The following is a 14,445-nucleotide window of genomic DNA, read 5'->3' on the forward strand; positions in this document are numbered from 1 at the left end:
ACTCATGCTGCTGAGGCTGCTAGCTGAAACTGTCCAACTTTTCGGGGGCAGTCCACGCCCTGTTTGACTAGGTCAGCCAGGTGCAGATCAAACCAGTCCAGGCCGAGTGCACGCCACGGGCCGTTGATTTTCGGGATGTAGCAAAAATTACAGTTCACGTTGCAGCCAATCGTGGAGAAGATCTGCGCCCAGGCGCCGTGCTTGCGTACCCGGGCACCTGATGAGTGATAAGACTGCAAGTAATGGCTCATATCCAGAAAACTGAAGTCCGGCAATGGCATGAGGCCAAGTCGCTCATCGAGATCCTGGCGCTTGGGGACGATGCTCAGGTAGCTGGATTTATGGGTGGGGCGAACCAGTTGCAAATGACTATCGCGGTAGGCCACCCCAGGCACGGCATTAATGTTCTTGCCCTCGTGGGTCAAGGCATCAAGCAATAGCGTAAAGGCACGGTCGGCTTCATTGATGAGCGTAAAGTCGAAGGCCGAATCCAGCAGTGCGTTTTTCCAGTCACCACTGGAGTGGGCGCCACCGGTTACCAACACCAGATTGGGATCGATGGTTTTCACCAGGTCTGCCAGCGCCCGTGCATTGCCCCATTGCACCGTGTAATTGCATTGAATGCCGACAATATCAGGCTGTGCGGTTTCGATGATCTCGCGCATCTGCGCATCGGTCAGGCCGTAGCGGATCAGATGCCCCTGATCGACCTTGACCAGGCTGGACTCCTGGGACCAGCCGGCAAAAGGTGCATCGACAATTTGCACCTCATAACCGGCGCGACGGGCCACCGTGGTGATGCGCAACAGGCCAATGGGGGTACCGGCGCGTTTCATCACTTCAAACGTATCAATACCAATGCGGGCGAACGCGCTGTCGTGAGGTGTGGGTTCAATCAGACGTGTGTAGGGTGGCACGAACAGCAACACGCGAGGCGGCTCACCATTGGCGCGACGGCGGATGCCAGTACGGCTACTGAGTAGCGATGGCTGTCCCAGATGGTTGAGCAAGGGCCGCGTGGGGGCGACCGAAAAACTGGGCCCGTTGCTTTCGATCCTCATGGTTCCCTGCGAAGCGATCAAATCCATTTGCCTGTCTCCTTAGTTGGTCGATATCACAGTGAGGTCTTACGTGACCGGGAAGTGGCAATGACAGCCCCCGTGATGATCAGTACTGCGGGAATTATCAGGATCGGCTTGGCATCGCTTTGCCCCACGGCAATAAGCAGCAGGGTGGAGAACAACGGCGCCAGGTAAGACAAGGCGCCAAGCATCGCCAGGTTTCCGTGTTTGGTCGCGTGATCCCAGGCGAAGAAGGCCAGACCCACTGGGCCCAGCCCCAGGGCGATGATTGCTGCCCATTGGCCTGCGTCCGGCCGCACCGTGGTTTCAAAAGCCAGGTGGCAGAGCAGCCCAGCCACTGCGATCAGGCCGCAAATGCCACCGATGATGCTGCTTGGGACATTGCTGAAACGCCGGTTGACCACCGAATAGATCGACCAGACCCACGCGCAAGCAAAGGCTGCGGCGTAACCGATAAGCGGCATGCCGATGCTTTCACCCTGGGCACGCTGTTGCATGATGAAGGCTGTCCCCGCCAGGCCGAGCAAGGCTCCTACCAGTTGACGCTTGCGCAACGACTCGCCAGTAGAAAATCCTGAGAGCAGGACAATCAATAGAGGCCACAGGTAGGCAATCAGGCTGGCCTCAGCCGCCGGTGCGGTCTTCAGGGCAAAGAAATACAACGAGTGGTAAATGAAGATGCCGGCGAACCCCGTTGCCCATACATACCAGGGCTGTCGCCAACTGCTGAACCCCCCGGCGCCACGCAGGCCGAGCATGCAGAGACTGGCCACGAACGCGACGGCGAAACTCGATGCCAACAACTGAAAGGCTGGGATTCCGACGGTCAAGGTGGTCAGTAGCGCCAGGCACGCCCACAGGAACACCGCAATTACGCCAATCAGAGTGGCACCTACGGCGCCTTTGGTGATGGCAATGGATGCGTTAGTTGTGTTCATGCTAGCCCGTCTGCGGATAATCCTGATACGGGGACAATAGATAGGTTGTACGAGGACGTATTGATCGAGCCCGCTAAAAAATTGTTCAGGTCTGCTGCTTTTAGTGGTCGCGCGCTTGCTTGCGCACCGAGGCAGGGGTCAGGTTGCGGGCTCTCTTCAGGGCATGGCTCAGTGCACTCTGGTCGGCGTAACCGGCGCGATGCGCAATATCAGTGATCGACAGAGCGGTCTGGTGCAACAGGTCGATGGCCAGATTGAGGCGCAAGGTCGCTATATGGGTAAACGGAGTGATTTTCAGGTGCCGCCCGAACAGGGCATACAAGCGCCGCTCGCTGGTGCCAGCGTTACGGGCAATGTCATGCACCGTCATAGGCGTACTCAGGTGCTGTTCGATGTAGGCCAATGCCCTGGCGAGGATAAACTGCCCGGGATCGTTCGGTGCAACCTCTGGCTGCAATAAAGAACCCAGCAGCAACCGGCTCCATGACTCAGCCATCGTGGGCGAACTGATCAACCGTGGTCCATTGCTGCTTGCGTAATCGAGCAAATGACGGATATCGGGCCTGACCGCAAAAAAGCGTTTGTCATAGAGAGGGTCAAGCAACTGTCCGGTGCTTTTGTGTCCATCGGCACGCTGAGTCAATACGTCCAGCACCAGGAAACTGTTATGGGTGTTGGCCAGGAATGTATGCCGGGCACCGGAGGCGATCACCACGCCCTGGCTCGCATCAACCTTGCCGCCACGTCCATCGACCTCAATCTCCATACAACCGGACTGGGGCAGGACTATTTGATGAAAGTCGTGCTCGTGAAGCTCGACCTGACCAGAATAGGAGCGCAGAGCCAGAGAGAATGGTTGGGGGGTTATATCGTTCATCCATCACTCTCCTTAATCCGAGCCACTTATCTTACGTCAACAATAATTCCAGGAACCCGCCTGCTAACGGTAGCAATGAGGCAGGATACGGATTATTTAAACATACATAGGCCTAATGCCAGTCAGTTAAACCTTTTTGTAGGAGCGAGGGAGACGCCTAGCTCCTACAGAAAGCAGAATCCGCTTAACTGACTGGCATTAATAAATGGCCCTGCTCTTGTTTGAGGCCAACTTAAACAGTGTCTAGTTTAATTGCCAGAGTTGACAGCAAGGTGGTCAAGCTTGCAATACAGCTCCTTGGTGCAGGACGGCAATAGTGGGTTGAGCTAAAGAACCAAGAGCGAAGATCAAATGCGGGAGATTCCATGACATAAGGTTTACTTCACTCATGGAATCTCCCACCAGGCGATCTCTCTGGCGGGGGGAGTTCGCAGCCTGAACCGGATGGCTCAATGCTGCGCGCCACTCAACCACTGCCCCAAGGTACCGGCCCCCGCGTATTGGCGCAAAACTGCCTGGTAGCCATCAAAGCGGTTGGTGATCTCACTCACCCGGTTACCGTAGTGGTCGCTTTCAGCCGACAATACATCGAGCAAGGTACGCTTACCCAAGTGATACCACTGTTCGTAAAATGCCAAGCGAATACCCTCCGACTCAACTGTCAGATTGCGGTACAGTTCAGCCCGTTCCAGAAAGGTCTTTGCGTCGTGGTTCGCAGTGCGGATCCGGTACTCCAGGTCCAGACGCTGCTGTTCCACTTCCTGGCGACTGGCTTCGGCCCGCTGTAATGCAGCCCGTTCCGAAGCCCGTGTCGAGCCGCCGCGAAAGGCACCCCACGTCACGGCCAAGTGAGTTTCCCAAGGCTGCTCACGGCCCACGGCGTCTTCGGCGGTGGACTTGCTGACTACCCAATTGAGCTGTGGCAACGACGACGAACGCACCACCTTGGCCTGCAACTCGGCTGATTCGGTCTGGGCCTTGGCCTGATTGATAACAGGGTGATTCTCAGTCTGCGCCAAGAGATGATCCAGATTCGCAAGGCGAATGTTCCACTCCTTGGTTCGAGGAATCATGATTGGCCGTTCACCGACCAGCTTGCGCAGGTTGATTTCAGCATCCTGGGCCCGTGTACTGGCCGAATCCCGTGCTGCCTGAGCTTGAAGCAGGCGTGCTTTGGCCTGGGTCAATTCGCTGGAGCGTCCCTTGTCCACAGCCACGATACCCGCCAGCATCTTCACCAGCTCATTCATACGGTCTACATATTGCTGGCTGAGGTCAACGATAATGCGTTGCTTGCCCAACTCCGTCATGATGCTGGTGACGTCGAACGCCATACTTTCCAGCTCCGCGTCAATGGCTGCGGTAGCGGCGGCAGACAGGTGGCGACGGCTGTCGATGGTATTGCGAATTCGTCCCCAGTCATATACCGGCGTCACTACGTTGAGAGTAATACCAGTGCTATTGCCTTCAGTGTCTTGCGCCCCTGAACCGAACCGCTTCGAACCGGCCTGGGTGCCCAGGTCAACTTGCGGATAACGCTGCCCCTTGGCCTCATCAATATCCGAGTCCGCTGCCGCCAGTTCAGCGTGAGCCCTTTGTACCTTGGGGCTGCGTTCGGCGGCGGCCTGGACAGCACGGTAGAACATTTCTTTGAGCTCTTGCTCCGAAGGCCCCCCCACGATGCCCTGACGGCCAGCCAGACGCGCCGGCACGCCGTTGAAGGCCAACGCCGAGACTCCGCTTACAGCAGTAGCTGCAGCAGGTGCGACAACGGTTTTTAAGGCGCTCACGCCATTACTCGATGCCTGTTTGGTGGACGGTGCAGATTCGCTTAGACGAGCCGGCGCAAAGGTAGCCGTCGCCGGCTCTGCCACTTTCGAAAATTGCGGCGTATTGGTGACAGGCCTCGACGGCCGTGAAACCGTAGTCGCAGGCGACGGATAGGGGGAGACGGCTGTCACTGGCTTGAGTTCAACTGGAGTGACAGGTGCAACCGCCGCTACAGGTTTGAATTGCACCGGAGCGACAGCCGGAGTCGCTACAAGCGGCCTGGATTGTACTTGTGTAACCTGTGACGTCGCTGCCACCGATTTGAACTGCACCGGTACGACAGTGGGAGTCGCAGCTTGCGACCTGGATTGCACTTGCGTGTCAGATGAAGCCGCTATCGCTGGTTTGAACTGTACAGGCACGACGGTGGTAGCCGCTGCCATCGGTCTGGATTGCACTTGTGTAACAGGTGAAGTCGCTGTCGTCGATTTTAACTGCGGCGGCAAGTCAGACTGAGTCGATGCCTTCGAGGCTAGCGCAATGAACATTGACAGTTCGTCAGCCATCAGGCTGGAGCTAGCACAGGTCGACAGGCACAAAAACAACGACCTTGCCAGGTTCAGGCAATTACGCGGCGCAAACAGATCCGGAGCCCGCAGCTCAGTTGGCGGGTAATGTTTGATGTCCATGCTCATCGCTCCCGGAATGCTTCACGTGCGTTGAACACGGGCTTTAACAGGTAATCCAGAATGGTCTTTTCGCCGGTACGGATCTCGACCGATGCGACCATCCCCGGAATGATCGGCAATGATTTGCCACCCGCTGTCAATTCAATGCAGCCGCCCTGCTCCTTGCGCAGCAACACCATCGGCACCCGTTGCTTGGGCAGGGCCTGTACGCGGCGCTCCACCAGGCCGGCCGACGGATTGGCGGCGGACAGTGCCTCCAAGGCCAACGAAGGCGCCAACAGTCCCCCCTTGGGTAAACCAGCGGTCAGGGTTTCCGGGGATTTGCCGACACCGTAGTGGTCGCAGATCCAGGAAACGCTTTGCAACAAGGTGTCCTGAATAGTCGCTTGAGGCACAGGCAAAGCCTTAGCCGTAACGCTTGAATCAACAGGCGCATCAGTCGTCATCACAAGAGTCCTGAATTCGTACCGCCAACCGGCGATCACAATGGAATGGGCGTTTCAGGGCCGGCACCGACCAGGCAGCACAGACGCTGGAAACCAGTAGGATAATTCTGACAAGATGGAGGGATGGGCTGAATGAGACCTGTCCCAAAAGCCAGAGACCCAAAGCACATAACGAGCTGGAACGCAGGGCGAGCAGGCACCTCAAGAGGACTTTCACCTCCAAACTCTCGGCGAGACTGTAGTGGTCTAATGAAACCGGACACCCATTTAGGCGAGAGTGCTCGCCAGATCGAGGTGTCAGATGACCAAACAACGCCGTTCCTTTTCTGCTGAATTCAAGCGTGAGGCTGCTGACCTCGTGCTCAAACAAAACTACAGCTACATCGAAGCCAGCCGTTCACTCGGCATTGGTGAGTCGGCATTGCGCCGCTGGGTTGACCAGATTCAGAAAGAACATAAAGGCATCACCCCGCAGAGCAAGGTACTGACTCCGGAACAGCAAAAAATTCAGGAACTGGAAGCCCGGATCGCTCGGCTTGAGCGAGAGAAATCAATATTAAAAAAGGCTACCGCGCTCTTGATGTCGGAAGATCACGAGCGTTCGCGCTGATTGATCAATTGAGCGCCGTTGAGCCGATTGATTGGCTGTGTAAGGTGTTTGACGTCACTCGCTCGTGCTACTACGCCCAGCGCCTGCGGCGCCGCACACCCGACGTTGAACGGCTTCGATTGCGTAGTCGCGTCAATGAACTGTTCTCGCAAAGTCGTAGCGCTGCTGGCAGCCGCAGCATCCTCTCGCTGATGCGTGAAGACGGTGAGCAACTTGGTCGATTCAAAGTGCGTAGCTTGATGCGCGAGCTTGGTTTGGTCAGCAAACAACCCGGCTCTCACATTTACAAAAGAGCGACGATAGAAAGACTCGATATCCCGAACACGTTGAACCGTGGGTTTGATGTGCCAGCTCCCAATCAAGTCTGGTGCGGCGATATCACCTAATTTGTGCGCAAGGAAAATGGCATTACCTGGCTGTCGTCCTGGATCTATGTACGCGTCGAGTCGTGGGTTGGGCGCTGTCGGAAAAGCCAGACGCTGAGCTGGTGATAAAGGCGTTGGATATGGCCTACGAACAGCGTGGCAGGCCTTCGGGTCTGCTATTCCACTCGGACCAAGGATCGCCCAATATGCAAGCCGACTCTTTCGCCAGCGGTTGTGGCGATATCGCATGCGCCAGAGCATGAGCCGTCGAGGAAGCTGCTGGGATAACGCACCGATGGAGCGCGTATTCCGCAGCTTGAAAACAGAATGGATACCGACCGTGGGCTATCGAAATGCACAGGAAGCACAGCGCGATATCAGCCATTTTTTGATGCATCGCTACAACTGGATTCGGCCTCATCAATTCAACGATGGGTTGGCGCCAGCACGAGCCGATGAAAAACTTAACGTCGTGTCCGGGATTAGTTGACCACTACACCAGCGAGGCCACCACAGCCAAGCTGGTTGCGCTTGCGCGCAACGCGCCAGGCCTGGCGCACAAGCAGAAGCGATGCGGGAGGTGCAGCGCCTCACTAGCGCACCTCATCCAGGATTGCCCATTAAATTTTGTGGCGTTTCTGACAGTTTTTACTCGTCATTTCATTATTTCTTTACTAGTATCCCTACCCTACGCACTCGTAGGGAGAAATTGAGTGCCTTGAAGCTAGAAACTTTTACACTCGATCATTGAATGAGTTATTACCGTTACCCCGAACGTAACAACTCAGGCAACAATAATAACTCTTTGGTGAAACAGATGAATAAAATCTCCAGCATGGTTGTATTAGCAGGGCTAGTCCTCTCGGGATGCGCGACGAAAATCCCAGAAAAACCTAGCGTGACACCAGCGTCTGCTGCCTTCCAGCAAGCACCGCATGCCCCCGTACCTGCGACACTGGCAAACCCGCCAGCGCGACAAGCTGTATCTGTGAACCTCAGAGCTGACGCTCAACCGACCTCATCGGTGGCCGCTCAATCAGAATCCGCAGAAAGCACAAATCAACTGCGCGTCCAACAATGCCGTAGAGAGCTGGACACAATAAAACTTTACAACAAGGCATCTTATGATAAGTACGATGCAGAGTTTCAGGTCATTGCCAGCAAGCTCAATAAATACATACAGGTTAAAGATTCAATTAGTTCTGATATAAACGATATGGTGATGCCGGGGTATCAATTTCAGATTCGTGAATTCTGCTTTCGAGTCAAAGTCCGCCTGTCGCAACTTGTGGTTCGCCAAGCTCGATAACGATTAAACTTTAGGGCGTTTCTTACGCCCTAAAGGCTCTAAACATTCCGCCCCCGCTCACTCGACACCCCCTCCATTTCGAGAGCTACCGTTTTTTCAGGGCTCAACGATTATTGTCACGCGCAGGATAAATTAAGAAGAATAGGCTGGCCACAAGCATTAAGTGAGCATGCTGCCTTCATCCTGCGCTGAGTGCATGCTAATAGCCAATAAATTTGGGCAATGTGGGCCTGAGAGTCAGTTGGTAGCTTGATCCTTGAATGCACAACCTAGGGACGCTTGCTCATGCAGTGAAGCCGATTCATCGCATGATTTACCCCTGCCGTGGACCGCAGCCCCCCACTACTGACAACTCTCCAAACTCGCCAAGATAGTGGACACCATTTTTTAGTGGACACTATCTTGGATATAGCTCTAGCTCGTTGCCCCGGTCGCCGCCGAACTTCCCTCCCGCATTCAAACGCAAGGTCGTTGAAGCCTCGTACAAACCTGGCGCTTCAGTGTCGATGATCGCTCGCGAGCACGACGTCAATGCCAACATGGTTTTTCGCTGGCGACAGCAATACCAGGACGGGGCATTCGACCCCTGTCGGTCAAAGCACAACGCTCCTGCCAGTCGAGGTGATCGAAGCGCCAATCGAATTGCCACCACCAACGTCGCTGCCGCAACAACTTCATTCAGAAATCCTGATAGAAGTAGGGACGGCGACGGTTTGTGTTTGTTTTGCAAGCGTCTGGAACAAGGCCGCTTCGTTTGGCCACAAGCAACCAGCGGTAGCGTTTCGCTGACGGTGGCGCAGCTATCGATGTTGTTGGGGGGCATTGATTGGCGCAGGCCAATTCGTAACCCGTGATTCGGGCATGCCGAACTGTCATTTCTGAGAGTGCCATCGCGAGCTCCTGAACAGAGTCAGGGCCAGATGCTCGTCTCGCTGCGCAAACTGCTCCAGCAACAAACCGATTCAGTACGCGCCAGGATTCTGGACTTAAACGCACCGGATAGCGCTGGATTTCAGTGGTTCCCGCCGGAACGAAAAAAGGACCCGAAGGTCCTGATTTCAATCACTTACAGAATTCAGTGGAACTCTGCAGTGCAATATTTGGAGCGGGAAACGAGACTCGAACTCGCGACCCCGACCTTGGCAAGGTCGTGCTCTACCAACTGAGCTATTCCCGCGTCTTGGTGGTGTGCATTCTATAGATTCCAGAACACACGTCAACCCCTTGATTCAAAAAAGTTTTATTTCTTTTCAACCGTCGTGCGCAGATGGGGCCAGGCGGCGCGCAGGTATTGCAGCATGGACCACAGGGTCAGGCCCGCGGCGATCAACAGCAAGGCGTAGCCCAGCAGGACCCAGAAGGTGAAGTTCGACGGGTTGGCCAGCAGGATGACCAGCGCCAGCATCTGCGCGGCGGTTTTCCATTTGCCCATGTTGGACACGGCCACGTGGGCCCGTGCGCCGATTTCGGCCATCCATTCACGCAGGGCCGAGACGACGATCTCACGACCGATGATCACAGCGGCGGGCAGGGTCAGCCACAGGTTGCCGTGTTCCTGGACGAGCAGCACCAGGGCTACGGCGACCATCAGCTTGTCGGCCACAGGGTCGAGGAACGCGCCAAACGGCGTGCTCTGCTCCAGGCGTCGTGCCAGGTAGCCATCCAGCCAGTCGGTCGCGGCCGCGAAGGCAAAGACCGAACTGGAGGCCATGTAGCTCCATTCATAGGGCAGGTAAAACAGCAAAATGAAAATCGGAATGAGCAGGACGCGTAGAACGGTGATCAGATTAGGGATATTCATCGGCACAACTGGCTACGAGGTGAGAGGGCATTCTACTCGCTGTGTAGGTTTGCATAAATCAACTCAGCAAGCTTTTTACTGATACCGGGAGCTTTGGCTATTTCTTCAATGCTGGCACGGGACAATTCCTGCAAACCACCAAAATGTTTCAACAGCTCGCGGCGCCGCTTTGGTCCTACGCCCGCCACCCCTTCCAGGGTTGAGGTGCGTCGGGTTTTGCCACGTCGGGCGCGGTGACCGGTAATGGCGAAACGGTGAGCCTCGTCGCGAATCTGCTGAATCAGGTGCAACGCCGGTGAATCGCCCTTCAAGGTGAACTCATGGGCCGCATCATTCAAGTACAACGTTTCAAAACCGGCCTTGCGCGTCGCGCCCTTGGCCACGCCGAGCAGGATCAGGTCGGGCACTGCCAACTCGTTGAGTACGTCACGGGCCATGGACAATTGACCCTTGCCACCGTCCACCAGCAGGATATCCGGCAGCTTGCCCTCGCCGTCCTTGAGTTTGCTGAAGCGCCGGGTCAGGGCCTGATGCATGGCAGCATAGTCGTCGCCAGGGGTGACGCCTTCAATGTTATAGCGTCGATAATCGGACTTGATCGGCCCTTCCGGGCCGAAGACCACACAAGACGCCACGGTCGCCTCGCCGCTGGAATGGCTGATGTCGTAGCACTCCAGGCGTTGCGGCGGCTCGTCAAGCTTGAGTACGTCAGCCAGCGCTTCAAAACGTGCGGCCACATGCTGGCGGTTGGCCAGGCGCGCACTCAGCGCCTGTTCGGCGTTGGTCACCGCCAATTGCTGCCAGCGCGCACGCGTGCCGCGCACCCGGTGACTGATGTCCAGTTCACGGCCACGCAGTGCGTGGATCGCCTCGATCAACGTGGGGAAGTCTTCGTGCACCACGTTGACGATCAGTTCGGACGGCAGGTCGCGCTCGGGGCTGCTGACGTAGTACTGGCCGAGGAACGCCGCCATGACATCGGCCACCTCCTCCTCGATTCCCGTCTGCGGAAAGAAGTTCTTGCTGCCCAGTACCCGGCCGCCACGCACACTGATCAAGTGCACACAGGCGCCGCCCGGATTGACGAAGGCCGCAATCACATCCACGTCACCGGTGCCGCCTTCCATGCTTTGCTGGTCCTGGACTCGGCGCAGCAAGGACACCTGGTCGCGCAGCTCGGCGGCTCGCTCAAAGTCCAGGACACTGGCCGCCTGCTCCATGGCACCGGACAACTCGTCGGCCAGGGCGTTGCTGCGCCCTTCCAGGAACATCACCGAGTGACGCACATCCTCGGCATACTCCTGCGGTTCGACCAACCCCACGCAGGGCGCCTTGCAGCGTTTGATCTGGTATTGCAGGCACGGGCGGGTGCGGTTCTTGTAGAAGCTGTCTTCGCACTGGCGCACAAAGAACGTCTTTTGTAGCAGGCTCAGGCTCTCGCGGATCGCTCCGGCGCTGGGGTATGGACCAAAATACTTACCCTTTTGCTTCTTCGCCCCGCGATGGATGCTCAGGCGCGGAAAGTCACCGTCCGACAGAAACACGTACGGATAGGACTTATCGTCACGCAACAGAATATTGTAGGGCGGCCGCCATTCCTTGATCAGCGTCTGCTCAAGCAGCAGCGCCTCGGTTTCATTGGCGGTGATGGTGGTTTCGACCTGGGCGATCCGCCCCACCAGGGCGGCGGTCTTCGGCGCCAGGCCGGTCTTGCGAAAATAGCTGGCCAGGCGTTTCTTGAGGTTCTTGGCCTTGCCGACATACAGCAGGCGCGCCTCGCTGTCGAACATGCGATACACGCCAGGCCGGCCACTGCAGGTCGCAAGAAATGCACTCGGGTCAAACGCGGCGGTTATTTCAGTGGCTTGCATTTCAGGCGCTGGCGTCCACCATGCCGTGGCGAACCGCCAGCAAGGTCAGTTCCACATCACTGCTGATGGATAGCTTCTCGAAAATTCGATAACGGTAGGTGTTCACGGTTTTCGGCGACAGGCAGAGCTTGTCGGAAATCGACTGGACCTTCTGGCAGCCCACAATCATCAAGGCGATCTGAATCTCGCGCTCGGACAAGGCATCAAATGGCGAGTCGCTGACGGGCTGAAACGACTTGATCGCCAGTTGCTGGGCAATCTGTGGGCTGATGTAGCGTTGGCCGGCGAATACCAGGCGGATGGCCTGGACCATTTCCGCGAGCCCCGCGCCCTTGGTCAGGTAACCGGCCGCGCCGGCCTGCAGAAGCCTGGTAGGAAAAGGGTCTTCTTCACAGACGGTGACCACGACGACCTTGATATCCGGATGACTGCGCAACAACTTGCAGGTAGCGCCAAGCCCCCCGATCCCCGGCATCTTGACGTCCATCAAAACCACATCGGGTTTCAACTCGCGCGCCTTGATCAGGGATTCCTCTCCCGACTCGGCCTGGCCGACTACTTGCAGGCCATCGATGTCAGCCAGCATTCGTGTAATGCCTGTACGAACGAGATCATGGTCATCGACTACTAGCACCCTAATCAAGCAGACACCTCGCGAAATGGTCTTATAGGTTGCTGAACACCTTAGCAAAAAACCAAGGCACAGACCTAGCTGAACGCGTCATATATATAGAGTTTCAATACGCTACGACCGCCTGCCGAGCGACAAACGGGGTTGTTTCCTGGGCAAAAGGTCAGGATTCCTTGAGGACCGGCCGGGTTTTTCCATGCACCACAGAGGAATACTCTGCCAAGGTGCTGCTCAGCCTGCGGACAGCCAGCCAGACTCCATACGCCAGAAACAGCCCTCCTCAGCGACAATACTCAGGCCCTTGCGCTGATAGAGTCTTTTTGCCGGATTGGCCTTGAATACCGTCAACCGCAAGTAATCGCGGCTTTCCACTTGAGCCTTGGCGATCATCTGCTCCAACACCCAACTGCCCGCGCCCTGGCAGCGGAAAGCATCAAGAATGTGCAGCTCGCGAATGTACAACGCATGGTCATCCCGGCTCAGGCTCACAAACCCCAGCAACCTGTCGCCCTGGCAGATCAACCAGTTCTCCCGCCCGGCCCAGGCGGTATCGAAGCCTTTGTCGGACCACGTCAGATCGTACTGTCGATAGTAGTGATCCATTGCCTGATGCGTCAGGCTGCGCGCAAAGGCCAGGTGTTGATCCGATGCAGCCCTGAGCGTGAATGCCATATCAATGTGCTCCATGGCATCACAGCGCGACTGACCAGCCACTCCAGTTGCCTGCCTCCCTGCGCGCGATGACCAGGGCATCGCCGACACCTGGCGCAGCCGCAATCAATGCGCCGTCGCAGCCCCAGATCGCGCTACGCCCGGCACATACCCAGCCACCGGACGGCCCGCCATGGTTGGCCATCAGCACCACCATCGAGTGTTCGCCAGCATAGCCCTGGAGCAACGCACTATCGGCAGCGTAACCACCGTCGCTGATCAAAACGCCTGCTGCATAGACTGTAGCCCCGAGCGCCGCCGCATCACGCGGATGGCTGGCGTGGGAAAAGTCAGCGCAAACCGCCAGGGCGATCCGGTCATCACCCCATACCAGCGCCTCGCCACCCTGTCCCGGCATAAAAGCCAGTTCTTCACCGGAGTGCAGATGTTGTTTGCTGTACACCGCCAACGAGCCATCCGCGGCCAGTACCAACGCTCCAATCAGCACCCCAGTGCTCGACGGCAAGCGAATGGGCATGCCGACCACCGCCGTCATGTTCAGCTCACGCGCCATTTCCCGCAGCGGCGTCAGTACCGCATCGTCCGGCGCGATCGCCAACTCCATTGCCCGGAAAGGTTCATAGCCGGTCAAGGACAGTTCCGGGAACACCAGCAATTGCACGTCGTGCTCGGCAGCAGCGACCATCAATGCCAGGTGGCGCTCGATATTCGCTGCCAGGTCGCCAGCGATGGAGCAGGTTTGGGCACTGGCAAGGGTCAAGGTGGTCATGGTCGCGTCCTGGCAATGGGTGTGAGTATCCATCCAGCATATCGGGACTTGCGTCATAGCGCTAAGTCACTCATCGCGATAGAAATTACTGATTGAATCCAGCGGCATGCCTCAGTTAAGCTCCATCCCATCATTTGGAGAAATACCATGTTGCAACTCACTCTCACCCAGGCTCGCCCTACTGCCAACGCACAGCGTTCGGTCGTGGCTACCCGCGTGAACGGTTTGAGCGCACTGGTCAGCTTTTATTTTGGGTATTGGTTTAGCCAGTGGCGCGCCTGATACCTGAAATCGGCGCCCACTACTCAAGGGGTCGCCTGCCAGAGAAATCTAACCCCCGGTCGGCTCCCCGACCGGGGGTTTTGTTTTTTCAGCCCTGAACAATTTTTGCTACACACCGAACTTAAAGGAAATCACACCATGAACCACACCACTTATTACCGTTACGACACCTGCACCGCCTGGCGATTTAGCAAGCTCCGTTCGGGACAGCCTGCCGCCTCCGATCGGTCACCTATTGGTGGCAAGCCAACACACGCAGCCAATACGGCCAATTGTCGAACACCCCAGTAGGGCAGAGCGTGCGGGAACAGCCCGCCGCTTGCCCAGGAAGCC

General features: G+C 56.8%; 10 protein-coding genes, 1 tRNA gene and 4 pseudogenes. 4 read left to right on the forward strand and 11 right to left on the reverse strand.

All coding sequences use genetic code 11. From position 1 onward, the window contains the following. Positions 1-2: 2 nt before the first annotated feature. The 5 genes and pseudogenes from KL786_RS03585 to KL786_RS03605 all read right to left on the reverse strand — a co-directional run. Entirely contained in the window at positions 3-1,088 is a 1,086-nt protein-coding gene (locus KL786_RS03585; protein ID WP_252193583.1) for a B12-binding domain-containing radical SAM protein, read from the reverse strand. A 26-nt stretch (positions 1,089-1,114) separates the two neighbouring features. After that, on the reverse strand, positions 1,115-2,020 hold the full coding sequence (gene yddG / locus KL786_RS03590) for an aromatic amino acid exporter YddG (RefSeq protein WP_215516775.1): 906 nt from the start codon (positions 2,018-2,020) through the stop codon (positions 1,115-1,117). Between the two features lie 100 nt (positions 2,021-2,120). Next, complete coding sequence (locus KL786_RS03595) at positions 2,121-2,897, reverse strand: AraC family transcriptional regulator (protein ID WP_215516776.1); 777 nt, start codon at positions 2,895-2,897, stop codon at positions 2,121-2,123. A gap of 449 nt (positions 2,898-3,346) precedes the next feature. Then, positions 3,347-4,687: a TolC family protein gene (locus KL786_RS03600; protein WP_353844640.1), complete on the reverse strand. Its 1,341-nt coding sequence runs from the start codon at positions 4,685-4,687 to the stop codon at positions 3,347-3,349. Positions 4,688-5,358: 671 nt separating this feature from the next. After that, positions 5,359-5,496: pseudogene (locus KL786_RS03605) on the reverse strand (hemolysin secretion protein D); the annotation flags it as partial. A gap of 607 nt (positions 5,497-6,103) precedes the next feature. Between KL786_RS03605 and KL786_RS03610 the strand changes: the two are divergent. The 4 genes and pseudogenes from KL786_RS03610 to tnpB all read left to right on the forward strand — a co-directional run. Then, positions 6,104-7,267: pseudogene (locus KL786_RS03610) on the forward strand (IS3 family transposase). Between the two features lie 261 nt (positions 7,268-7,528). Next, on the forward strand, positions 7,529-8,086 hold the full coding sequence (locus KL786_RS29390; protein WP_252193584.1) for a YuaE family lipoprotein: 558 nt from the start codon (positions 7,529-7,531) through the stop codon (positions 8,084-8,086). Between the two features lie 422 nt (positions 8,087-8,508). Continuing rightward, positions 8,509-8,664: pseudogene (locus tag KL786_RS30030) on the forward strand (transposase); the annotation flags it as partial. A 135-nt stretch (positions 8,665-8,799) separates the two neighbouring features. Beyond that, a pseudogene (gene tnpB, locus KL786_RS30035) lies at positions 8,800-8,940 on the forward strand (IS66 family insertion sequence element accessory protein TnpB); the annotation flags it as partial. Between the two features lie 247 nt (positions 8,941-9,187). Here the strand turns inward: tnpB and KL786_RS03625 are convergent. The 6 genes from KL786_RS03625 to KL786_RS03650 form a co-directional block, all read right to left on the reverse strand. Continuing rightward, a tRNA-Gly gene (locus KL786_RS03625) sits at positions 9,188-9,263 on the reverse strand. Between the two features lie 63 nt (positions 9,264-9,326). Beyond that, entirely contained in the window at positions 9,327-9,887 is a 561-nt protein-coding gene (gene pgsA / locus KL786_RS03630; RefSeq protein WP_029293776.1) for a CDP-diacylglycerol--glycerol-3-phosphate 3-phosphatidyltransferase, read from the reverse strand. 32 nt (positions 9,888-9,919) lie between these two features. Then, positions 9,920-11,743, reverse strand: a complete 1,824-nt coding sequence (uvrC, locus tag KL786_RS03635) for an excinuclease ABC subunit UvrC (protein WP_215516909.1) — start codon at positions 11,741-11,743, stop codon at positions 9,920-9,922. Between the two features lie 16 nt (positions 11,744-11,759). Further along, on the reverse strand, positions 11,760-12,401 hold the full coding sequence (gacA, locus tag KL786_RS03640; RefSeq protein WP_029293774.1) for a response regulator transcription factor GacA: 642 nt from the start codon (positions 12,399-12,401) through the stop codon (positions 11,760-11,762). A gap of 219 nt (positions 12,402-12,620) precedes the next feature. Beyond that, entirely contained in the window at positions 12,621-13,061 is a 441-nt protein-coding gene (locus KL786_RS03645) for a GNAT family N-acetyltransferase (protein WP_215516778.1), read from the reverse strand. Positions 13,062-13,080: 19 nt separating this feature from the next. Continuing rightward, entirely contained in the window at positions 13,081-13,830 is a 750-nt protein-coding gene (locus KL786_RS03650) for a carbon-nitrogen hydrolase family protein (RefSeq protein ID WP_215516779.1), read from the reverse strand. Between the last annotated feature and the right edge of the window lie 615 nt (positions 13,831-14,445).

It is taken from the genome of Pseudomonas sp. TAE6080 (genome assembly GCF_018732265.1).
Lineage (GTDB): Bacteria > Pseudomonadota > Gammaproteobacteria > Pseudomonadales > Pseudomonadaceae > Aquipseudomonas > Aquipseudomonas brenneri.